The organism is Geomonas oryzae (assembly GCF_004117875.1).
Lineage (GTDB): Bacteria > Desulfobacterota > Desulfuromonadia > Geobacterales > Geobacteraceae > Geomonas > Geomonas oryzae.
Window position 1 is genome coordinate 487,595 of sequence record NZ_RAHW01000003.1, and the last position, 20,652, is coordinate 508,246.

The following is a 20,652-nucleotide window of genomic DNA, read 5'->3' on the forward strand; positions in this document are numbered from 1 at the left end:
TCTTGCCGGGACCGCCCGAGGGCTTCAGTCCCCGTTTTGTGGTGAACCGTCAGAACCTGCCGTCAGCGCAGGAAAAGAGGCAGATAGTATGGCGCGACGAGCGCGGTGAATACGGCAGCGATGGCCATGGCGACGCCCCCCATCGCCCCGGCCGTTTCGCTCTCCAAAAGGGCCACGGCGGTCCCCTGTCCGTGGGAGACCGTGCCGAGGGCCAGGCCACGGGCTACGGGGCTTTTCACCCGGCACAGCGACAGAAGCGACGGCCCCATGATGGAGCCGATCATGCCGGTTGCCACCACGAAGGCGGCGGTGAGACTCGCCTCGCCGCCGGTCAGGCGTGATATTTCCACGGCAATGGGCACTGTTACCGACTTGGGCCCGAGGGAGAGGAGCACGCCGCCGTCAAGCCCCATCACCCTTCCCGCGAGAAGGGCCGCGGCCATGGTGGTGAGTGATCCGGCGATCACGCCGGAGAGGACAGGAAGTGCGTGGCTCTTCAGGACCCGGCGGTTGTGGTAAAGCGGCAGCGCCAGTGCGACGGTGGCAGGGCCAAGCAGATAGGTCATGACGTCCTTCGCCGGCCGGTACTCCTCCAGGGTGAGCCCGGTGGCCTGCAGGAAGGCGATGAGGGCCACGGTGCTGAGAAAAACCGGGTTCAAAAGCGGATGCCGGTAAGCGAGAAAGAGCCAGCGCGTCGCCAGGTAGGCCCCGAGGGTGAGCACGACGAAAAGGGCGAAGAGAGGGAGGTTGTTCACGGCTCCCTCCTCTTTTGCAGCAGTTGTACGGACATCCCGGTGACCGCCGCGCCGATCGCGGCGCTCGCCGCCAGGATGACGAGGAGCGCCAGACCGCTTTGGCGCATAAGCGAGCCAAACGACATGAGCCCGACCGAGATCGGGATGAAGAAGAAGGCGAAGTGCTTCAGCAGGAACCCGCTCGCGACCTCGATGTAGCGGGGTTTGACGGCACCGGTTGCAAGCAGGGCGAACATGATCAGCATCCCGGCCACGTTCCCGGGAAGAGCCAGGTGCAGCGCCCCTACCAGGTACCCGCCAAGGCGAAAGACCAGCCACAAGAGCGCGGTCTGCCAGATTATGTTCAGGAAGCTTCTAGCCATCGGGAGCGGGCCTTTTACTCGGGGTCTTCTTCCCTCGCACCGACACGGTGGTCCAGCAGGTGCTCGTGGGCGAGGGACGGGGTGCCGGCGGCTACGCCCGGCACCGGGAAATCCCCGGGAGGGGGTACCTCCCGGGGCTACGGCAACTTCTTAGGGGATCATCCAGGGGAATACGTAGGCCTGCAACGCCACGATGCAGCCCATCACGGTGGTTAGGAACAGGGCGTGCTTCAGGGTGAAGCGGAACAGGTTCCCCTCTTCGCCGACGAGGCCGGTGGCGGCGCAGGCGACGGCGATGGACTGCGGGGAGATCATCTTGCCCATGACGCCGCCGCTCGTGTTGGCCGCGCCGGTCAAAAGCGGGTTCATGCCGAGCTGCTCTGCAGTCACCTTCTGCAGTCCCCCGAAGAGGACGTTGCTGGAGGTGTCGGAGCCGGTCAGGAAGACGCCCAGCATGCCGAGGAACGGCGACAGGAACGGGAAGAGCGCCCCGGCCTTGGTGAAGGACATCCCCATGCTGGTGGTCATGCCGGAGGCGTTCATCACGAAGGCCAAGCCGACCACGGAGGCGACGGTGACTGCGGGCCAGCGCATGTCGTACAGGGTCTTGCCGAGCACGCGGAAGAAGTCGGCGATACCCACACCGCAGATGAGGGCGGAGATGATGGCCGCTATGAGAATCGCGGTACCGGCCGCGGACATGAAGTTGAAGGTGAACTTGGCGGCGACCTTGGCGGGAAGCTGGTCGGTGAGTGCCTTGTCGAGCGCCTTGAACTGCGCCTTGTCTACCGCTTTGGATTCTAAGAGATCCTTCTGGAGTTTCTGCAGGTCTTTCTGCTTCTTATCCACCGCGTCGAAGGCGGCGAGGCGCTCGGAGGTCAGCACCGCTTTCCCCGCGGGAAGGCTCTGCTCGACCACGAGGAGTTTGTCCTCCAGGCTCTGCAGCTCGGTGAGACCGGCGGCGAGGGCTGCCTGCTTGGCATCGGCGGGAGAGAGGGAGGCGGCCTGTTTGGCGGCTTCCTCCTTCACCGCTGCGACCTTCTTCACCCCGTCTTCGGGCTTGGACACCTTCTTCACGATGGCGTTATCGAGACCGGCGATCGGAATCACCACCTTGCTCTTGTCGAGGGAGGTCTTGAGCGACGGGATGCCCCAAACAAGCACCATGATGGTCAGCACCAGGTAAGGAGCCCAGGCGCGGAAGACCTCTGCGCCGGTGTAGTCGTGGCTTTCCTTGCCGGCAAACTCCGGCTCATGATCGAAGGTCCAGACCGTGGGGGGCTGCCAGAACTTGAGCAGGATGACGAGGGCGGCCAGGGTGGCAAGCGATGCGGTCACGTCGGGGAGGTAGGGACCGAGGTAGCTCGCGGTGCCCCACTGTACCCCGGCGAAGGTGACGCCGCAGACGATGATCGCCGGGAGCACCTCGAGGGTCTTTTTAAGGCCGCACATGATGACGATCACGTAGAACGGTATGAACACGGAGACGAAGGGAAGCTGACGCCCGACCATGGTGGAGAGTTTCATCAAGCCGCCGTCGTCGTACCCCATGACGCCGGCAAGCGCGACGACCGGAATCCCGATGGCGCCGAAGGCGACCGGCGCGGTGTTGGCGATGAGACAGACACCCGCGGCATAGAAGGGACGAAACCCGAGGCCGACAAGCGTTGCGCCCGCGATGGCGACCGGGGTGCCGAAGCCGGCCGCCCCTTCGATGAAGGCGCCGAAGCAGAAGGCGATCAGGAGGGCCTGCAGACGGCGGTCACCGGTCAACCCTGCCAGCGAGGCACGGATGACTTCGAACTGTCCACCTTTCACCGTTATGTTGTAGAGGAGGATCGTCGTGATCACGATGTAGAAAACTGGGAAGAGACCGAAGGCGGCGCCGTGGAAGGTGGCAAGCCCGGCCAGCTTGGCCGGCATCTGCCAGACGAAGATGGCAATGGCGACAGCCGAGGCGACAGCCAGCGGCCCCGCCTTGTGCGCCTTCATCTTGAAAACGGCGAGACATACGAAGATGACGACCAGAGGGATGGCGGCAACCAACGCCGACATCGCGAGACTTCCCGCTACGGGAGTGTAGCTTTGAATCCATGGCATGACTGTAGTTCTCCTTTGATTCGTGATGCTGGTATGGGTGGCAAAAAGATTGCGATTACGGTTGCATAAAAATCATCAAATCAGCACGGCAGCGTCGGTGCGGACAAGGGACCCAGCGCCTGGAAGCCAGGAGAACCGGCCAATCAAACTAGGTTATACGTTTTGGTCAGGCCAATTAACCACCTTTTTATAACAGTGTCAAGTTTTTTCGTATTCAGCGACTAAATGGCTTTACTTACGCTTTTTTTTGGACTAAAGTACATTGGCCTTTTGGTAATATCAGTTATTTCATATGCCTTTTACAGGGGCTCCCGATCGAACGTATGACACAATAACAGAACAGCGTAGTGACAATTTAAAACGGTTTTAGCGACGTGGCGTCTGTGAGGCTGCCATACCAGGAGACCCCAGAGGCAGGCAGAGAACAATTCAGATGGAGGGAAGTCAGCATGTTTGAGCAATTCAAGACCCGGGCGACAGGGGTCGGCGCCGAAGTGCATCGAGTAGGCACCTGCAGTGACGCCGTCGACTTCATCCTCGGCTTCATGAAAAAGGAAGGGGTCTCCGAAGTCCCCGGCAGCTATGCCGTCTGGGCCGACGGACCGTTTCTGCGCGGCGTGGCCCGCGAGCTTCTAAAACAGGTCCCCGGGCTGTCTACCGAGGTGACCAGGGAACGCGCGGCGCAGGCGAAGATCGGCATAAGCGAGATGAGTTTCGCCGTGGCCGATACCGGTTCCCTCGTGCAGGACCAGACCGCAATCGACCAGCGCCTCGCTTCCTCCCTGACCGGAATCCACCTGGCGATCGTCCCCTCCGCGAACATCGTCAGCGACAAGACAGCTCTCTTCTCCCGCATCTCTCCGAAGACCAGCCGGTACATCGCCTTCATCACCGGCCCGAGCCGCACCGCCGACATCGAGCGCGTGCTCACCATAGGCGTGCACGGCCCCGAGCGGCTCATCATACTCTTTGTCGACGAACTGGGAGGTGCGGCGTAATGAAGAAGGAATTCAAGGCATCCATCAACCGGGCGCTCAACGACGCCAACCTCACCGGCGCACTGGGCAAGTTTTCCGAGGCCTACCGGGTGAACCGGGCGAAGGCGTACGAGGGGATCGACTTCGAGGCACTGCGCGGCCGCATTGCCGAGGCGAAATCCTCGGCGGCGTGCCACCTGGACGAGGTGGCGGAAGTTTTCAAACAAAACGCCGAAGCGCTCGGCGCCAAGGTCTACCGGACCAGCGACCCGGAACAGGTCAAGGAGTACATCCTGCAGGTCGCCCGCGACAACGGCGTAAAGAGCGTGGTCAAGTCGAAGTCGATGGCCAGCGAGGAGATCCACCTGAACAAGGCACTCCTCCAAGCCGGCATCTCGGTGGCCGAGACCGACCTCGGCGAATGGATCATCCAGCTCGCCGGGCAGACGCCGTCGCACATGGTCATGCCTGCCATTCACCTGACCAAGGAGGAGGTGGCCGAGATCTTCAGCAAGGAGGTCGAGGAACGCCTGGACAGCGACATCCCGCGTCTGGTCAAGGTGGCGCGAAACGAGCTCCGCCCCAAGTTCCTCGCCGCGGACATGGGGATCTCGGGGGCGAACATAGCCGTAGCCGAGACGGGTAGCATCGTGCTCGTCACCAACGAGGGGAACGCGCGGCTTACCACCACCCTCCCCCGCATCCACGTGGCCCTTGTCGGGGTGGAGAAGCTGGTCGAGAAGTTCGAGACGGTGATACCGGTCCTGGACGCGCTTCCCAGGAGCGCCACCGCCCAGCTTCTCACGAGCTACGTCTCCATCATCACCGGCCCGTCCCCGAACGACGACGGCTCGCTGAAGGATCTGCACATCATCCTGATGGACAACCGGCGCACCGAGATGGCGCGAGATCCCAAGTTCAAGCAGGCCCTGCAGTGCATCCGCTGCGGCTCCTGCCTGAACGTCTGCCCCATCTTCCGTCTGGTGGGTGGGCACGTATTCGGCAAAATCTACACCGGCGGCATCGGCACCATCCTCACCGCCTGGTTCGACGAACTGCAGAAATCCGAGGAGATCCAGGGGCTCTGTATCCAGTGCGGCAACTGCACCGAGGTCTGCCCCGGGAAACTCGACATCCCCGAGATGATCCTCGAGATCAGGCGCCGCCTCGTCCTAGAGAAGGGACAGCCCCTGGCACAGAAGGCGATCTTCAGCGTGGTCAACAACAGAAAACTCTTCCACGGGATGCTGCGTGCCGCCTCGGTGGCTGGTAAACCGTTCACCTCCGGGAAGTTCATCCGCCACCTGCCACTCTTTCTTTCCGATCTGACCGACGGCAGGAGCCTCCCCGCCATCGCGGAGAAACCGTTCCGAGACCTCTTCCCGGAAATCCGGCAGCCAAAAGGGGGAGAGAAGGCGGTGTTCTATGCCGGCTGCCTGATCGACTTCGCCTATCCGGAGACCGGCATCGCCCTTGTAAAGCTCCTGAACAAGGCCGGGATCGAGGTCATCTTCCCGCAGGAACAGACCTGCTGCGGAGCACCCGCCCTGTACAACGGTGCCTACGAGGTCGCAGCCCACAACGCGGTCGACAACATCAAGGCACTCCTGGAGGTGGAGGCCAAATACGTCGTGTCCGCCTGCCCCACCTGCACCGTCGCACTGGCGCACGATTTCGCGAAGACCCTGCAGGACCAGGGGCGCAGCGAGTGGCTGGACAAGGCAAAGGAGCTCGCCGAAAAGACGGTCGACCTCTCGACGCTTGTGAAACGTCTTGTGGAAGAGGGAAGACTCAGTTTTGCGGAAGGGGAAGACCTGGGCAAGATCACCTATCACGACTCCTGCCATCTGAAGAGGACGCTGAAGGTATCGCAGGAGCCGCGCGAACTGCTGCAAAAAGCGGGTTACGAACTGGCCGAGATGTACGAGTGCGACATGTGCTGCGGCATGGGGGGCTCCTACTCGATGAAGCTCCCCGAGATCTCCGCCCCGATCCTGAAGCGCAAACTGCACAACATCAAGGAAACCGGCGCCCCACTGGTCGCCATGGACTGCCCCGGTTGCGTGATGCAGATCCGCGGCGGATTCGACCAGGACGGCGAGGCGGTTCGTGTCCGGCACACCGCCGAGCTCCTCGCGGAGCGGCTCAAATAGAACCGCAAGCAGCCGGAAATGGAAAAAGCCGCTCGAAAGAGCGGCTTTTTTTCGTTACAGCGGAGTGCGAGACGTTCACCCTTTAATCTTGGCTTCCTCCGGTTTCGCGAAGATGGCTTTGACCGCGCCGATCACCAGCATGGCTGCGGGCACCAGTTGACCGGCTACGATAACTGCGGCAAACCCCATGAAGGCCCAGACCAGGAGGCCAGGCTCATCCGCTTGGGCACCGTTGGCGGCAAATGCCGTTGTTGCCGTTGCGGCTGTTGCGATGATCGTATTGATATATGTTCTCGCTCTCATGACATCCTCCCTTTTGGACCTGTCGTTTTCTGCTGTCTTACGTTTAGCATCAAACATGCCAGGCCTTCCAAAAGAGAGAACCGAGAGGAAAATGCATTTAAAAACAACTGCTTGCGAGTTAGCGGAGCACATCAGCCTCAGAACGACTGAAAGGTCACTTGTATGTTTTTTCCATACACCTCGCACAGCCCCGGAAGGCCTTATACCGGTCATCCAGCGTAAGTAACCGGGATGACATGCGAATCATGCTGACAGGAGGGTGTATATGCGCCGCATGCGGGGCGGTTGTCGGTGCAGCAAAAACGCCCCTGACGTGTCCCGATCTCCGTCTACTTCGCCTTCACCATTTCCACCTCGATATTGATGGTGACCTCGTCGCCTACCGCGACACCACCGGCCTCAAGCATCTTGTTCCAGACCAGTCCGTAATCCTTCCTGTTGATCGTCGTCGTGGCCGAGGCCCCTCTTCTGACATTGCCCATCGGGTCCTTGATCTCACCACTGAGCCCCTCCACCTGCAGCACAACCGGCCTCGTGACGCCATGCAGGGTAAGGTTTCCCGCAAGCTTGAACGCACCGCCGGATCCCTTCATGACGCCGGTGGACACGAAGGTCATGGTCGGATATTTGGCCACGTCCAGAAAATCAGGGCTTTTGAGGTGGGCGTCCCTTTTGGCAACGCCGGTATCAATCGAGGTGGTATCTATGGTCACAGTGGTAGAAGACTTCGTGATGTCCCTGTCGTCGACGTTGACCACGCCTGAAACCTTGCCGAAGCCCCCCTTGACGTTCGATACCATCAGGTGCCGCACTTTAAAGCCGACGTTGGTATGTTCCGGGTCGATGTTCCAGGTCGACGCCATGGCAAATACCGGTGCCATGATGAGAAACGCTGCGGTAAAGAACCCCGCCACTCTTTTCATAGCTGTTCTGTGCATTGTTTTCCTCCTCTAGAACGAACTGACTTTGACACACAATGCAAAGAATACCATTTCGATCCTATTTGTCCAAATGAAAGAGAAGAGAGAGTGGCTCTGAAGAGAAAGCGGGGGCGATCCGGCGGGGAGGTGATACTGGCTTAGCTGCGTCAGTTTGCGGCTTCAGCGAAGGTCAGGCGGTGCCGGCCCTTCTTTCCTCGCCGCTGTACATCGTGTTGCGCTGTGAGCGTACGGGGTCGACACCGATGCGGACCCAGCCGGATCTACGCCGGAACCGGGTTATGGCGCCGCTCTTGATCAGGGGCTCCAGCATGAAGTCTTTTACGTAGTCGTACCTGTCATCGTTGTAGCTCACCTGAATGAGCATAACGGCCTCCCATGTGAGGAAAAGTCTGTCATCGTTCGGCGATGCGCGCTGCGGGAAATCCTGACCGTGCCAGGGGAACTTTTAACACGGTTTGGTAAAAAAGTCCAAATTTACCGTATCAGGATTAACGCAGATGCACCGAATGCCGCACCGTCGGAAACGACAACAGGGGAAGATCATTGATCTTCCCCTGCCTTTTATCGGAACCGCACCTACAACCTTTAAAGAAAACTCTTCTATTCTCCCAGGTATGTGTAGGACTGCAGCGTCTTGTCGAGAAGCTCGAGGAAATGGCTGCTCTCCTCGATGGAAACTTTCTGCAGCGAGACATCCTTCTCCAGGTTGTTCCTCACCCGCTTCAGGATCTCCTGGGCGTCGTACTGCACGTACTTCAGACTCTCCCAGGTCGCGTCGCCGGTAATGACCGTGTCGATCTTGTAGTTGGTCTTCTTGTTGAAGGTGATGTGCACGGCGTTGGTGTCGCCGAACAGGTTGTGCATGTCGCCCAGGATCTCCTGGTAGGCGCCGATCAGGAAGAAGCCGATGTAGTACTGCTCGTCTCCCTTGATCTTGTGCAGCGGCAGCGCCTTGGTCCTGCCGTTTTCGCCCACGAAGCTGGTGATCTCGCCGTCGGAATCGCAGGTGATGTCCGCGATGGACGCGAGGACGTCCGGCTTCTCATCCAGGCGCTGGATCGGCACGATCGGGAAGAGCTGATCGATGGCCCAGGAGTCCGGGATGGACTGGAACAGCGAGAAGTTGGCGAAATAGGTCTGCCTCAGGCTGAGCTGGAAGTTCTGCAACTCGTCCGGGATCGGCTTCATCTTCTCGACGATGGAGTTGATCTTCCTGATGATCTTCGAATAGATCCACTCCGCGTTGGCGCGCTCGGCCATGTTCAGGTAGCCCAGGTTGAAGAGACTCACCGACTCCTGGATCAGCTGGATGGTGTCGTGGTAATCCTCGCGCAGGGAGTGCTTGTCGATGCTCTTGTAGATATCGACGAGCTTTTTGACCGTAGGAGAGAGTTTCTCCGTCTCGGTGAGAATGAACTCGAAGTCCGGCATGAGCGTCTGGGTGTTGTTGTTCAGGACGTCGGTGATCAGCACCGAGTAGTGCGCGACGGTGGCGCGCCCCGACTCGGAGATGATGTTCGGGCAGGGGACGCCGGCATCTTCACAGATGTTCTTCACCTGGTAGATGACGTCGTTCGCGTACTCCTCGAGCGAGTAGTTCACGCTGGAGAAGTAGCTCGACTTGGAGCCGTCGTAGTCGACCCCGAGGCCGCCGCCGATGTCCAGGAACTCGAGATCGACGCCGAGTTTGCGCATCTCCGCGTAGATCCTGGTTCCCTCGATGAGCGCGTTTTTGATCTTGTCGATCTTGGTGATCTGGCTCCCGACGTGGAAGTGCAGGAGCTTCACCGTGTTCAACATGTCGTTTTCACGAAGCATGTCGATCGCGGCGATGATCTCGGAGATGCGCAGACCGAACTTCGCGTCCTCGCCGCCGGAGGTGGACCACTTGCCGATCCCCTTGGAGGAGAGTTTCACGCGGATGCCGAGCTTCGGGGTGATCCCGGTGCGCTTGGCCACCTCGACGATCTTCTCCAATTCGAAGAGCTTCTCCACCACGATGGTGATGTCGTAGCCTACGCGGGTGGCGAAGAGGACGGTCTCGATGAACTCGGTGTCCTTGTAACCGTTGCAGATGATGGGAAGGTTGCTCCCGGTCACCATGGAGATGGCGGCGACGAGCTCCGGTTTGGAACCGACCTCCAGGCCTATGTTGTACTTCTTGCCGAAGTTCGCGATCGCCTCGACCACCTGGCGCTGCTGGTTCACCTTGATCGGGTAGAAGGTCTGATACCGGGCCGGATAGTTGTTGTCGTGAATGGCGTTTTTGAACACACGGCTGATCGAGGCGATGCGCCCTTCCAGGATGTTCATGAAGCGCAGAAGGATCGGCGGCTTGATCTTCCTCTTGATCAGGTCGTCGACCAGCACCTTGAGATCGATCGAGTATTTGGAATTGGGGGTCGGGTGCACGCAGACGTTACCCTTCTTGTTGACCGAGAAGAGTTCGGCGCCCCAGTTATCGATGTTGTAGGTCTTGGAGGAATCGTTGATGGTCCATTTAGCCATTTTCAGTTCACCATGTGCAGCAAAGTGGAGTGTTGACAGTCATCAAGACAAGCGGTTCTTGAAATCTTCATAGCCGAAGCTGCGCACGACGCGCAGTTCCCCGGTTTCCGGCTCATAGGTGCAGATGTGCGGCAGTTGGATGCCGTTGAAAGTGGTGGTCTTCACCATCGTGTAGTGCGACATGTCCAGGAAGGCGAGTTTCTCCCCCGGGACGAGCTTATGGTCGAAGGACCAGTCGCCGATGACGTCGCCGGCAAGGCACGAGGGGCCGCCCAGGCGGTAGTCGTGCTCCTTCTCACCGGGAAGGTACCCTTCCCGGATCTCGGGACGGTAGGGCATCTCCAGGATGTCGGGCATGTGGCAGGTGGCCGAGACGTCCAGAACCGCTATGTCCACCTCGTTGTGCACGACGTCGAGCACCTCCGAGACCAGGATGCCGGTCCCGATGGCGATCGCCTCACCCGGCTCGAGGTAGACCTCGAGGTCGTACTTCTCGCGGTAGTAGCGCACCAGTTCCACAAGGGCGTCGATGTCGTACCCCTCGCGGGTGATGTGGTGCCCTCCCCCGAGGTTCAGCCACTTCATCTGCGGCAGGAACGCGCCGAACTTCTCCTCGAAAACCTTGGAGGTCCGCTCCAGGGGCTCGAAGAGCTGCTCGCACAGGGTATGGAAGTGCAATCCTTCGACACCGGCCAGGGATTTGCCTTCGAACTCCGAGTGCAGGATCCCCAGGCGCGACTTCGGCGCCGCCGGGTCGTAGATCGGGGTGTGCCCCTCGGAATGCCCCGGGTTGACCCTGAGCCCTACCGAGACACGGCCGGCGTACGGCTCCCACATGGGGCGGAAACGCTCCAGCTGGTTGAAGGAGTTGAACACCAGGTGGTTCGAGGTGGTGAGGAGCTCCGCGACGTCGCTCTCCTTGAAGGCGGCGGAAAAGCTGTGCACCTCACCGCCGAATTCCTCGCGCCCGAGGCGCGCCTCCCAGGGAGAACTCGCGCAGATCCCGTGCAGCGTCTGCGCGATGATCGGGAAGACGCTCCACATGGAAAAAGCCTTCAGCGCCAGAAGGATCTTCGCGCCGCTGCGCTTTTGCACCTCGTCCAGTATGGCCAGGTTGTGGCGCAGCCGCCCCAGGTCGACCACGAAGGCCGGGGACGGGGCGAGCCGCGTCATCTCTTCTACGTGCAGCTTGGTCACTTACAGTTCCGCCCAATCGCCGCCGTCGACTACGACGGTGGGAAGGCCCATGGGGCCGAGAGTCTCGATGAACGCTTCCGGATCGAACTGCTCCATGTTGAACACGCCCTCGCCGCGCCACTTGCCGGTCAGCATCATGATGGCGCCGACGACGGCGGGAACGCCGGTGGTGTAGCTGATGGCCTGGCTCTTCACCTCGCGGTAGCACGCCTCATGGTCGCAGATGTTGTAGATGTAGACCTGCTTTCTCTTGCCGCCCTTGATGCCGCGGGCGATGACGCCGATGCAGGTGCGCCCCTTGGTGAGCGGACCCAAGCTCCCCGGGTCCGGCAGCACCGCTTTAAGGAACTGCAGCGGAACGATCTTCTGGCCGTTGAACTCCACCTCGTCGATGCGGGTCATGCCGACGTTTTGCAGCACCTCGAGGTGCTTCAGGTAGTTGTCCGAGAAGGTCATCCAGAACTGCGCCTTCTTGATGGTCGGGATGTGCTTCACGAGCGACTCCATCTCCTCGTGGTACATGCGGTAGATGTTCATCGGACCGATGCCGTCCGGGAAGTCGAAAACGCGCTTGGTGGCAAGCGGGGCGGTCTCCACCCAGTCACCCTTCTCCCAGTGACGGCAGGGAGCGGTCACCTCGCGGATATTGATCTCCGGGTTGAAGTTGGTTGCGAAGGGCTGGCCGTGGTTCCCCGCGTTGGCGTCGATGATGTCGATCTCGTGCACCTCGTCCAGGTATTTCTTCGCTGCAAGGGCGGTGTAGACGTTGGTGACGCCCGGGTCGAAACCGGAGCCCAAAAGCGCCATGAGCCCCTTTTCCTTGAAGCGGTCCTGGTAGGCCCACTGCCAGCTGTACTCGAACTTCGCGGTGTCAAGCGGCTCGTAGTTGGCGGTATCCAGATAGTCCACGCCGGTGGCGAGGCAGGCGTCCATGATGGTCAGGTCCTGGTACGGCAGCGCCACGTTGATGACGAGCTTGGGCTGCTCGCGCTTGATCAGCTCGATCAGTTCAGGCACGTTGTCGGCATCCACCTGCGCGGTGGCGACCGGGAACTCTATCTGGTCCGCAATGGCGCGGCACTTGGATTCGGTGCGGGAAGCGAGGGTAATGCCGGTGATAACGCCGGTTGCCTGAGCGCATTTGTGGGTAACTACGCCTCCTACGCCGCCTGCTCCGATAATCAATACTTTGCTCATTTGACTTGCTCTCCTTGGTTCAATAGTAAAACGTTGGGGGTGTCACAACCCAGAGCAGCTTTGCCGCGCTCTTTCCTACATTCTTCACAGCATGTTTGCGGTCAGAGGAGAAGTAGAAGCACTCTCCCTTGTCCACCGTGTACAGCTTGTCATCGAGCCGCAACTGCACCTTGCCGGAGATGACGAAGCCGAATTCCTCACCCTCGTGGATGGGCTGTTCGTCCATCTCACCGCCGGGATCAAGCGTCACCAGCACGGGGTCCATCTCGCGGTTCTGCGCCCCCGGCACCAGGAGCTCGACTTTAACGCTGTCGCCATCGTCCGTTGCCTGCACGCGGGCTTCCTTGCCGAACACGATATCCTGGTCCGGCTCGTCACTGAAGAACTCCTGCATGCTGATGCCCAAGACATCCACGATGTCTTTGAGAGTCGCGATGGACGGCGACGTAGCGTCGTTCTCCAGCTGAGATATGAAGCCCTTGGTCAGATCCGCTCGGCTGGCCAGCTCTTCCTGAGTCAGCGAATTGGCCATTCTGAGCCTCTTCAACCTCTCACCGATTTTCAAGCAGCCTCCCCGGTTTAGTAACAGTAAACCTTTTGTATTTTGGCAATGTATTTCGTTGCCCGAGTTTTGTCAACAAAAAGTTTAGTAATGGTATACTTCCTGTTTAACATTTAATGTTCATTAATTTTACCGCCACGCTAACATACCGATTTATCGAGAGTAAACATATAAACATGCCCTGCCACACACGTATACAGGAAGATTAACGGTCACAATTGAGCCAAGGAGAACACCCGCAAACGGTCCAAACGTCGCGCGCACTTTGGTTGCGGCGCGCCTGCTTTGGTACCACCTGGCGCCTGATTCGGCACCAGAGTGCCAAGAAGCGCCCCTCGTTTGACGTATACCGAGTCGCGCTAACCAGCTGTTGAGCCGCGACTTTTTTTGTGCTACTACTCGATGATCCCCCCTCCCCCCTCCCTGCGCGGACACCTTCAAGACAGAGGAAACAGCATGAACCTTTTAGACGGCAAGAAATGCGCTGACAGTCTCATCGCGGGCATAGCAAAGCAGGTCGCACGTCACGTAGACGCCGGACTCAGAAAGCCCCACATGACCGTGATCCTGGTCGGCAACCACGCCCCCAGCGAATCCTATGTAAAATCGAAAATCACGACCTGCGCGTTATCCGGTTTTGACAGTAACCTCATCCGCCTTCCGGAAACCGTCACCGAGAAGGAGCTTCTCGCCCTGATCGCAGAGATCAACGAGGACAACTCCACCGACGGCGTCATCGTGCAGCTCCCGCTTCCCAAACAGATAAACGCACAGCGCGTCATCAACGCCATTTCCCCCGACAAGGATATCGACGGCTTCCATCCCACGAACTTCGGCAGGATGGCGCTGGGGCAGAAGGCCTTCCGCCCCGCCACCGCCTACGGCATCTGCAAGCTTTTGCAGTTCTACCAGGTCCCGGTGGCGGGCAGGCATTGCGTGGTGATCGGGCGCTCCAACATCGTGGGCAAGCCGATCTCCATCATGCTTTCCAACGACTTCGACATCGGCAATGCGACCGTCACCCTCACCCATATCGAGACGCCGCGCGAACTGCTCCTCGAGGAGACGCGCCGCGCCGACATCGTCATCGTGGCGGTCGGTATCCCAGGCTTCATCACCCCGGACATGGTGCGTGACGGAGTCACCCTGATCGATGTCGGTATCAACCGTCTGGAAAACGGCAAGCTCGTCGGCGACGTCGCCTTCGACGCGGTCGCCCCGAAGTGCGAGTGGATCACCCCGGTCCCCGGCGGCGTGGGGCGCATGACCGTCGCCGCGCTCATGATCAACACCTTGGCCGCCTACCAGAACAACTTCGAACTGGCTTAAAACCGGTTCTACGTTCTATGTTCTACGTTCTATGTTGAAAACGAAAAGGGCCCCGGCATTTCCGCCAGGGCCCTTTTTCTGTAACAGCAACCGTTAATTGTTGTTTATCCTGCCGTTATCCCTTTTATCCCCTTTATCCCTGTTAATCGCCTTAGAAAATGAATTGCGAGATGGTGTAGGCGACCACGGTGGAGACACCCACGCCGATCAGTCCGGGAATCATGAAGCTGTGGTTCAAGAGGTACTTCCCGATCCTCGTGGTGCCGGTGCGGTCCATGTTGATGGCGGCGAGGTCGCTCGGGTAGAAGGCGAAGAAGAAGTATGCGTAGCTTGCCGGCATGAGCCCGAGGAGCAGCGGGATCGGCAGCCCCAGTGCAAGCCCCAGGGGAAGCGTGATGGCAAGGGTCGCGGCCTGGCTCTTCACGAAGGCGGAGATGCAGAAGGTTGCGATGGCGAAGGTCCAGGGGGCCAACTTCACCATGATGCCGATGTTGTCGACCAGGTACTTCTTGTTGGCGCTGATGAAGGTATCGCTCATCCAGGCGATGCCGAAGATGGATACGACGGCGATCATGCCGGCAATGAAGACGCTGGAATGGGCTATGTCTTTCGCTTTCACCTTGGCGGCGAAAAGGATGAAGGCACCGTAGGCGAGCATGATGAACTGCACGACGGTGGTCATCGGGATCGGCTTCTTGTCTGCGGCCAATGGGAGCAGCCACGGGCAGCTCGCCATGAGGATGATGGTACCGACGCCGGCGAAGAAGAGCGCTACGGAGACCTTGGCGACGGTGGAGATCTTCTTGTCCAGCGTGGTTACCTCGGCGTCAAGCCCTTTGCGGAATTCAGGATCCTGCAGACGCGCCTGGAATTCCGGGTCCTTGTCGAGCTCGAGACCACGGTTGAAGCTCCATGCGGCCGCGGCCAAAACACCGATGATGCCTGCGGGCATGGTTACCGAGATGATGTCGATGAGCGTGACCGGGTGCCCCGCTTTTGCGGCGAAGCCGAGGAAGAAGGTGACCGCAGCGGCCACGGGGCTCGCGGTGATGCCCATCTGGGAGGCGACGCTGGAGATCGCCATCGGGCGCTCGGGGCGGATCTTCGTCTTGATGGCGACGTCGGAGATGACCGGCAGCAGGGCATAGACGGCGTGCCCGGTGCCGCAGCATACGGTCAGGAAGAAGGTACAGAGCGGGGCGAGGATGGTCACGTACTTAGGATGGGCACGCAGCAGCTTCTCGGTGAGCTGTACCAGGTAGTCGAGCCCGCCGGCCACCTGTAGCGTAGCCGACGCGGTGACGACGGCCAGGATGATGAGCATAACGGCGATCGGTGGCTCGGACGGGGCGCTACGGAAACCGAGCACCAATACCGACACGCCCAGGCCGCCGATCAGCCCGAGTGCCACGCCGCCTTTGCGGATGCCTATGAGCACCGCACCGAGGACGAGTACGAATTGGATCCAAAACATCGCTGCCATGACAACCTCCTTTGTTGCACCAGGTTAGCTGTTGCGCGAAGCCGTCTCCGGCGCCGCGTTCGTTATCTAACCCTGGTAGAGCAGGCTTGATGCCAAGATCCATGTTTTAGTCATCTATCTGTAATCACGAGTGAAAATGCTTAGCGGCAGAAACAGGACAACAAAAAATGCCATAACCTTAGGCTATGGCATCTTCGACCACCCGACAAAAATTTCTGTAATTTCAGACAGATACGAACACGATAACGTATTCTATCATTATAACCGCAGGTTATGCCTGTTCATGAGAGCAGCAATCAAAGCACAACCGGCTGCTCTTACAAAGGATTCAGGAGCCGATCAATCCCCCTCTCCCTCCGGGAGAGGGTGCCCAACGGGCGGGTGAGGGCGTTGCCACAAAGAGAGAAGTTGCAACTGCCGACGCCCTCACCCTGGCCCTCTCCCAGGGGGAGAGGGGATGTGAACGTTAGGCAGCGGAGGATAATGACTGATCCGGTTTAGGAATGCATCATCTTGAGCCGTTTGCTGAGGGCCGGCTGCGAGATGCCGAGAAGGCGCGCGGCGAGGGTCTGATTGCCGTTGGCGCGGGCAAGTGCCTCCTGCACCAGGAAAGCCGCGGCATCACTGAAGGTGGGTAGCTCATCGAAGCCGCTGAACGGGTTTTGCCTGGAAGGTGCCGCTGTCGAGGGACCTGCCTCGGCCTGTGCGGACTCGACCGACTTCACGAAGCTGTCCATGGAGAGCATCCGGTCGCGGTGCACGCTCACGGCATCATAGACCATCGCCCTCAACTCCCTCACGTTCCCGGGAAAGCTGTACGTGGAGAGAAACTGCGCAAGTCCCTTGGGAGGGGTCGGCTTCTTCTTCCCGAGCGCCTCAGCCGCCTCGGCGAGGAAGTGATCCAGCAGCAGTGGGATGTCGCCGCGCCGTTCCCTGAGCGCCGGGATCTGCACCCGGTGCGTGCGCAGCCGGTAGTAGAGGTCGCGACGGAATTTCCCCTCCCCCTCCTTCGCCTGGAGGTTCTGGTGCGTCGCCACGACGACGCGCGCCCTCAGCCGCTTCGGAAGGTCGCACCCAAGCGGGAAGTACTCACGCTCCTGCAAAAGCCTGAGGAGCTTCACCTGGGAAGCGATGCTCAGGTCTCCGATCTCGTCGAGAAAGAGTGTCCCGTCGGCCGCCTCCTCAACCATGCCGCGCCTCGCCTGGTCGGCACCGGTGAAGGCGCCGCGCACGTGCCCGAACAGGGTGTCGGCGAAGACGGTATCGTCGAGCCCCGCCACGTTGACGGTAACAAGCTTGCCGCGGCAGCCGCTCAGACGGTGCACCGCCTGCGCGATCAGTTCCTTCCCCACCCCGCTTTCTCCCGTGATTAATAGAGGCTGCGGGCTCTTCGCCACCGCCTCGATGTAGGCGAACACGTCCAGCATGGAGCGGTCACCGGTCACGATGGCGGAAAAGGCCTCCGGGTGCGAGAGCTCGCGCGTGATGAGACGGTTCGACACCTCCTGGAACTCCGCCTTCATCTCCACCATCCGGACCGCGCGCAACACGCTCCCTACGATGCGCTCCTCCTCGTCGGTCTTCACGCAGTAGTCGAAAGCACCAAGCCTCATGCAGCGTACCGCCGTCTCCAGTTGGTTCAGCCCACTCAGGATGATCACCGCGGTGTCGGGATAATGCTCCGCGATCTGGGCCAGCACCTCCTCGCCCGAGAGGTGCGGCATGGTGAGGTCCAGCATGACCAGCCCGATGCGCTTCTCCCCCAGTATGGAAAGCACCTGGCGGCTGTCGCTGCAGGTGATGATGTTGCTGATCCCCCCGGCGGTTTCCAGGGTGAGCGTCAAAGAGCCGAGCCAGTCGGGCTCGTCGTCGACTAGAAGGACTCCGAAATCGGGGTAGAGAGTCTCGCTCAAGCGTTTTCCTCCTTCTGATAGGCGGGAAGGGTCAAAGTGACCGTGGTGCCGCTGCCGTCCGACTGGAACTCGAGGGTACCGCCGTGCTCCTTGACGATGCCGGCGGAAACGGAGAGCCCGAGGCCGGTCCCCCCCTGGTTCTGTTTCGTGGTGAAAAACGGGTCAGTCAGGCGCGACAGGTGCTCGGGCGCGATGCCGGTCCCCTCGTCGCGCAATTTTAGGACCACGGCGTTGCGGAATGCGTCGTGCCAGGTGACGAGCTCGATGCCGCGCTCGGAATCGGGCAGCGCCTGGCAGGCGTTCAGGATGAGGTTGACCAGCACCTGCTCGATGCGCTGCCGGTTGCCGCGCACCCGAGGGAGCCCCTTGCGGTAGCCGACACTGAAATTGCGGGTGGCCTTGCGTATGGTCGGTTCCACGAGCCGAACCGCCGCCTGTGCCGCCTGGTTCAGGTCGATGACCTCATTGCCCCCCTTCGTGTCCTGCCGGGCGAAATCCTTGAGGTCGTCCACGATCCTCTTGATGCGCTTGCCGGCATCCTGGATCTTCGCCAGCGACTTGGGCACCTCCTGGCGCATCCTGGAGTACGGCAGCCCCCCGCAGGTGAAGTCGCCGTTTTCCTCGTAGTAGCGCTCCAGGATCTTTGCGGCGTCGGTGTGGAAGCGTTTCAGGATAGGGGCCTCGAGGAGGATGATGCCGGTCGGATTGTTGATCTCGTGCGCCACGCCGGAAACAAGGACGCCGAGGGCCGCCATCTTGTCCGCCTGCACGAGCTGCTGCTGGTTCAGCCGCAGCTCCTCCTCAACCTGGCGCCGCTCGGCGACCTCACGGGTGAGGTCTGCGGTACGCAGCGCCACCTGCCGGTGCAGCGTTCGGGACCAGAGGGCGAAGCCCCCCAAAAGCAGCACGAGCGGGACAACTACCACGGCTGCGGATTTCATTATGGTCCACCAGTCGATGGGGACCGTATCGACCACCCCAAGCCACTTGTTGTGAATGGCATCGTACTGGCCGGTCTTCTTCAGGATGGCGAGTCCCTCGTTGAAGCGCGACAGGAGCTCGACGTTCCCCTTGTCCACGGCGTAGCAGTAGCGCTGCGTGGCGACGTTACGCACCACCGGGACCAGGTTGGTGAGCTTCAACTCCCGGATCATGTACATCCCGGGGACGATGGCAACCACGGCGTAGTCGATCTTCCCGGATGCGACGAGGCGCATGGCATCCGCCGGTGTCTCGGTCAGGGTGAGCCGGGCACCGACCCCCTTGCGGGTCAGGTAGTCATGCATGATCCCGCCGCGGTGCACCGCCACGGTCTTCCCCTTCAGTTCCTCCAGGGTGTTCACCGAGGCGTTGTCCTTCCGACCGAAGATGGCGTGGTTCACCACGGCGTGGGGGACCGAGAAGTCCACTTCCCTCAAGCGCTCCTCGGAATAGGACATCCCCTCCAGGACGTCGACGCGCCCGGTCTGGAGCGCGTCGCGCATCTCCGCCCAGCTCCCGAGCCGGAACTCCACCTTCATCCCCATTACCTCGGCGATGGCGCGGGTCAGGTCAACGTTGTAGCCTGCGGGCTGACCGGAACGGTCGATGAACTCGTAGGGAGGGTAATCGCGGTCCCCGCCGACCACCACGGTGCGGGTGTGCGCGGCGGAGGCAGTCCCTGCTGCGAGGAGTGCGGTGGGGGCGGTGAGAAGACAGAGGGTGAATACGGCAAACATCAGGCAACTCCACCCCAGCCGGTTTCCGGGGAGGAGTCGCCTTAATTCGGCAGGCATGCGGCTTGTCCTAAGCGGACGTCGTTCCATGGGCTCATTCCGGCACGATCGGTGCCTGTTGGTGCTCTGCCCCGACTTCGATCCCGGCGAAACGAAGCAGCTCCGCCTCGACATCCTCCGGGGTTCCGGGTTCCTCGAAACTGATGCGTCCGGCCTTGCCGGCGCGCAGCTCGCGCAGGAAGGTTTCCGCGGCGCGGTGCACGTCGACGACGCCGCCGCTCATGATGCAGCCAAGGCAGCGCCCCACCGCATCGACCACCTCGTAAGGGGTCTCCGGGAGCTCGGCCAGCTTGTAGCGCTCCTTCACCAGCTCGGGGTAACGCCGCATCATGTATGCTGCGGCGAACACGCCGACGTTCGTGTAGTCGAGGGCGTTGGCACCGATGGCACCGCTGGCGGCCAGCCGGTACGCGCCACCCTGGTCGTCCATCGCGGGCCAGAGCAGCCCCGGTGTATCGAAGATCAGGATGCCGTTGTTGAGCGGGATCTGCTGCGGGCGCATGGTCACCGCCGGGCGGTCACCCACCTTGGCGATGCTCCTACCCGCGAGTGTGTTGATCAGGGTCGATTTCCCCACGTTCGGGATGCCGACCACCATGGTGCGGATCGGGTAGCCCGGGTTGCCTCGATGCGGCACGAGCTGCTTGCACAGTTTGATGAGGCTCTTCACCTCAGGGATATTCTTCGCGACAAGCGGCAGGGCGCGCACGCCCGCGCTCTTCTGGAAATGCTGCACCCACGCCTTGGTGACGGCGGGGTCGGCAAGGTCGTTCTTGTTCAGCACCTTGATACAGGGCTTGTTCCGGCGCACCTGCTCCAGCAGGTGGTTGGAGCTTGAGTAAGGTAGGCGGGCATCGAGCACCTCTATGATCAGGTCTATCTTGCGGACCAGTTCCGAGATCTGTTCGAGCGCCTTGCTCATGTGGCCGGGGTACCATCTAATCGTCATCTGCACTTCCCTTGAAAATCAAAAATCACGACACAAGGCGACAACATAGCACAGGTGCCGCTCAAAATGCCATAACCGCTTAGGCAAGGCGCGCCTTCTCATGTGTGCCGCCACTCTTCCGCATTAATATTAACCCGATTGACTGCAG

The 20,652-nt window shown here is 60.5% G+C and carries 17 protein-coding genes; 3 read left to right on the forward strand and 14 right to left on the reverse strand.

Annotated features, from left to right (window positions below; all coding sequences use genetic code 11):
- Positions 1–62: 62 nt before the first annotated feature.
- The 3 genes from D6Z24_RS10400 to D6Z24_RS10410 all read right to left on the reverse strand — a co-directional run bounded on the left by D6Z24_RS10400 (position 63) and on the right by D6Z24_RS10410 (position 3,217).
- Complete coding sequence (locus D6Z24_RS10400) at positions 63–755, reverse strand: LrgB family protein (protein ID WP_129126511.1); 693 nt, start codon at positions 753–755, stop codon at positions 63–65.
- Positions 752–1,117, reverse strand: coding sequence for a CidA/LrgA family protein (locus D6Z24_RS10405; protein WP_129126512.1), 366 nt, complete (start codon positions 1,115–1,117; stop codon positions 752–754). Before D6Z24_RS10405 ends, D6Z24_RS10400 begins: the two co-directional genes overlap by 4 nt.
- Before the next feature lie 150 nt (positions 1,118–1,267).
- A complete protein-coding gene (locus tag D6Z24_RS10410; protein WP_129126513.1) occupies positions 1,268–3,217 on the reverse strand; it encodes an L-lactate permease in 1,950 nt (649 codons plus the stop codon).
- Positions 3,218–3,666: 449 nt separating this feature from the next.
- Between D6Z24_RS10410 and D6Z24_RS10415 the strand changes: the two genes are divergently transcribed.
- Both D6Z24_RS10415 and ldhH read left to right on the forward strand, forming a co-directional pair.
- On the forward strand, positions 3,667–4,215 hold the full coding sequence (locus tag D6Z24_RS10415; protein ID WP_129126514.1) for a lactate utilization protein: 549 nt from the start codon (positions 3,667–3,669) through the stop codon (positions 4,213–4,215).
- Positions 4,215–6,347 (forward strand): L-lactate dehydrogenase (quinone) large subunit LdhH, encoded by a 2,133-nt coding sequence (ldhH, locus tag D6Z24_RS10420; RefSeq protein WP_129126515.1) that lies wholly within the window; start codon positions 4,215–4,217, stop codon positions 6,345–6,347. Before D6Z24_RS10415 ends, ldhH begins: the two co-directional genes overlap by 1 nt.
- 75 nt (positions 6,348–6,422) lie before the next feature.
- Here ldhH and D6Z24_RS10425 read toward each other — a convergent pair whose 3' ends face one another.
- From D6Z24_RS10425 to D6Z24_RS10455, 7 genes are all read right to left on the reverse strand, one after another.
- Positions 6,423–6,650, reverse strand: coding sequence for a hypothetical protein (locus tag D6Z24_RS10425; RefSeq protein WP_129126516.1), 228 nt, complete (start codon positions 6,648–6,650; stop codon positions 6,423–6,425).
- Positions 6,651–6,979: 329 nt separating this feature from the next.
- Positions 6,980–7,588 (reverse strand): YceI family protein, encoded by a 609-nt coding sequence (locus tag D6Z24_RS10430; RefSeq protein WP_129126517.1) that lies wholly within the window; start codon positions 7,586–7,588, stop codon positions 6,980–6,982.
- A gap of 172 nt (positions 7,589–7,760) precedes the next feature.
- Entirely contained in the window at positions 7,761–7,955 is a 195-nt protein-coding gene (locus D6Z24_RS10435) for a GSU3473 family protein (RefSeq protein WP_129126518.1), read from the reverse strand.
- 236 nt (positions 7,956–8,191) lie between these two features.
- A complete protein-coding gene (speA, locus tag D6Z24_RS10440) occupies positions 8,192–10,099 on the reverse strand; it encodes a biosynthetic arginine decarboxylase (RefSeq protein ID WP_129126519.1) in 1,908 nt (635 codons plus the stop codon).
- Positions 10,100–10,141: 42 nt separating this feature from the next.
- Positions 10,142–11,272 carry a carboxynorspermidine decarboxylase gene (gene nspC / locus D6Z24_RS10445; protein WP_407925416.1) on the reverse strand — a complete coding sequence of 377 codons (1,131 nt, stop codon included), beginning with the start codon at positions 11,270–11,272 and terminating at the stop codon, positions 10,142–10,144.
- Positions 11,273–11,296: 24 nt separating this feature from the next.
- Positions 11,297–12,493 (reverse strand): saccharopine dehydrogenase family protein, encoded by a 1,197-nt coding sequence (locus tag D6Z24_RS10450; protein WP_129126521.1) that lies wholly within the window; start codon positions 12,491–12,493, stop codon positions 11,297–11,299.
- A 19-nt stretch (positions 12,494–12,512) separates the two neighbouring features.
- On the reverse strand, positions 12,513–13,058 hold the full coding sequence (locus D6Z24_RS10455; protein WP_129126522.1) for a helix-turn-helix domain-containing protein: 546 nt from the start codon (positions 13,056–13,058) through the stop codon (positions 12,513–12,515).
- A 453-nt stretch (positions 13,059–13,511) separates the two neighbouring features.
- On the opposite strand from D6Z24_RS10455, the gene D6Z24_RS10460 reads away from it, so the two are divergent.
- On the forward strand, positions 13,512–14,384 hold the full coding sequence (locus D6Z24_RS10460; protein ID WP_129126523.1) for a bifunctional 5,10-methylenetetrahydrofolate dehydrogenase/5,10-methenyltetrahydrofolate cyclohydrolase: 873 nt from the start codon (positions 13,512–13,514) through the stop codon (positions 14,382–14,384).
- A 151-nt stretch (positions 14,385–14,535) separates the two neighbouring features.
- On the opposite strand, the gene D6Z24_RS10465 is transcribed toward D6Z24_RS10460, so the two are convergent.
- The 4 genes from D6Z24_RS10465 to ylqF all read right to left on the reverse strand — a co-directional run bounded on the left by D6Z24_RS10465 (position 14,536) and on the right by ylqF (position 20,504).
- Entirely contained in the window at positions 14,536–15,867 is a 1,332-nt protein-coding gene (locus D6Z24_RS10465) for an anaerobic C4-dicarboxylate transporter (protein WP_129126524.1), read from the reverse strand.
- A 497-nt stretch (positions 15,868–16,364) separates the two neighbouring features.
- Positions 16,365–17,780: a sigma-54-dependent transcriptional regulator gene (locus D6Z24_RS10470; RefSeq protein WP_129126525.1), complete on the reverse strand. Its 1,416-nt coding sequence runs from the start codon at positions 17,778–17,780 to the stop codon at positions 16,365–16,367.
- Entirely contained in the window at positions 17,777–19,498 is a 1,722-nt protein-coding gene (locus tag D6Z24_RS10475; protein WP_129126526.1) for a transporter substrate-binding domain-containing protein, read from the reverse strand. Before D6Z24_RS10475 ends, D6Z24_RS10470 begins: the two co-directional genes overlap by 4 nt.
- A gap of 91 nt (positions 19,499–19,589) precedes the next feature.
- Positions 19,590–20,504 carry a ribosome biogenesis GTPase YlqF gene (gene ylqF, locus D6Z24_RS10480; protein ID WP_129126527.1) on the reverse strand — a complete coding sequence of 305 codons (915 nt, stop codon included), beginning with the start codon at positions 20,502–20,504 and terminating at the stop codon, positions 19,590–19,592.
- Positions 20,505–20,652: the final 148 nt, after the last annotated feature.

Coding starts and splice junctions, on each gene's coding strand:
- D6Z24_RS10405 (WP_129126512.1), bottom strand. CDS start 1,117: ATGGCTAGAAGCTTCCTGAACATAATCTGGCAGACCGCGCTCTTGTGG.
- D6Z24_RS10410 (WP_129126513.1), bottom strand. CDS start 3,217: ATGCCATGGATTCAAAGCTACACTCCCGTAGCGGGAAGTCTCGCGATG.
- D6Z24_RS10415 (WP_129126514.1), top strand. CDS start 3,667: ATGTTTGAGCAATTCAAGACCCGGGCGACAGGGGTCGGCGCCGAAGTG.
- ldhH (WP_129126515.1), top strand. CDS start 4,215: ATGAAGAAGGAATTCAAGGCATCCATCAACCGGGCGCTCAACGACGCC.
- D6Z24_RS10425 (WP_129126516.1), bottom strand. CDS start 6,650: ATGAGAGCGAGAACATATATCAATACGATCATCGCAACAGCCGCAACG.
- D6Z24_RS10430 (WP_129126517.1), bottom strand. CDS start 7,588: ATGCACAGAACAGCTATGAAAAGAGTGGCGGGGTTCTTTACCGCAGCG.
- D6Z24_RS10435 (WP_129126518.1), bottom strand. CDS start 7,955: ATGCTCATTCAGGTGAGCTACAACGATGACAGGTACGACTACGTAAAA.
- speA (WP_129126519.1), bottom strand. CDS start 10,099: ATGGCTAAATGGACCATCAACGATTCCTCCAAGACCTACAACATCGAT.
- nspC (WP_407925416.1), bottom strand. CDS start 11,272: ATGACGCGGCTCGCCCCGTCCCCGGCCTTCGTGGTCGACCTGGGGCGG.
- D6Z24_RS10450 (WP_129126521.1), bottom strand. CDS start 12,493: ATGAGCAAAGTATTGATTATCGGAGCAGGCGGCGTAGGAGGCGTAGTT.
- D6Z24_RS10460 (WP_129126523.1), top strand. CDS start 13,512: ATGAACCTTTTAGACGGCAAGAAATGCGCTGACAGTCTCATCGCGGGC.
- D6Z24_RS10465 (WP_129126524.1), bottom strand. CDS start 15,867: ATGGCAGCGATGTTTTGGATCCAATTCGTACTCGTCCTCGGTGCGGTG.
- D6Z24_RS10475 (WP_129126526.1), bottom strand. CDS start 19,498: ATGTTTGCCGTATTCACCCTCTGTCTTCTCACCGCCCCCACCGCACTC.
- ylqF (WP_129126527.1), bottom strand. CDS start 20,504: ATGACGATTAGATGGTACCCCGGCCACATGAGCAAGGCGCTCGAACAG.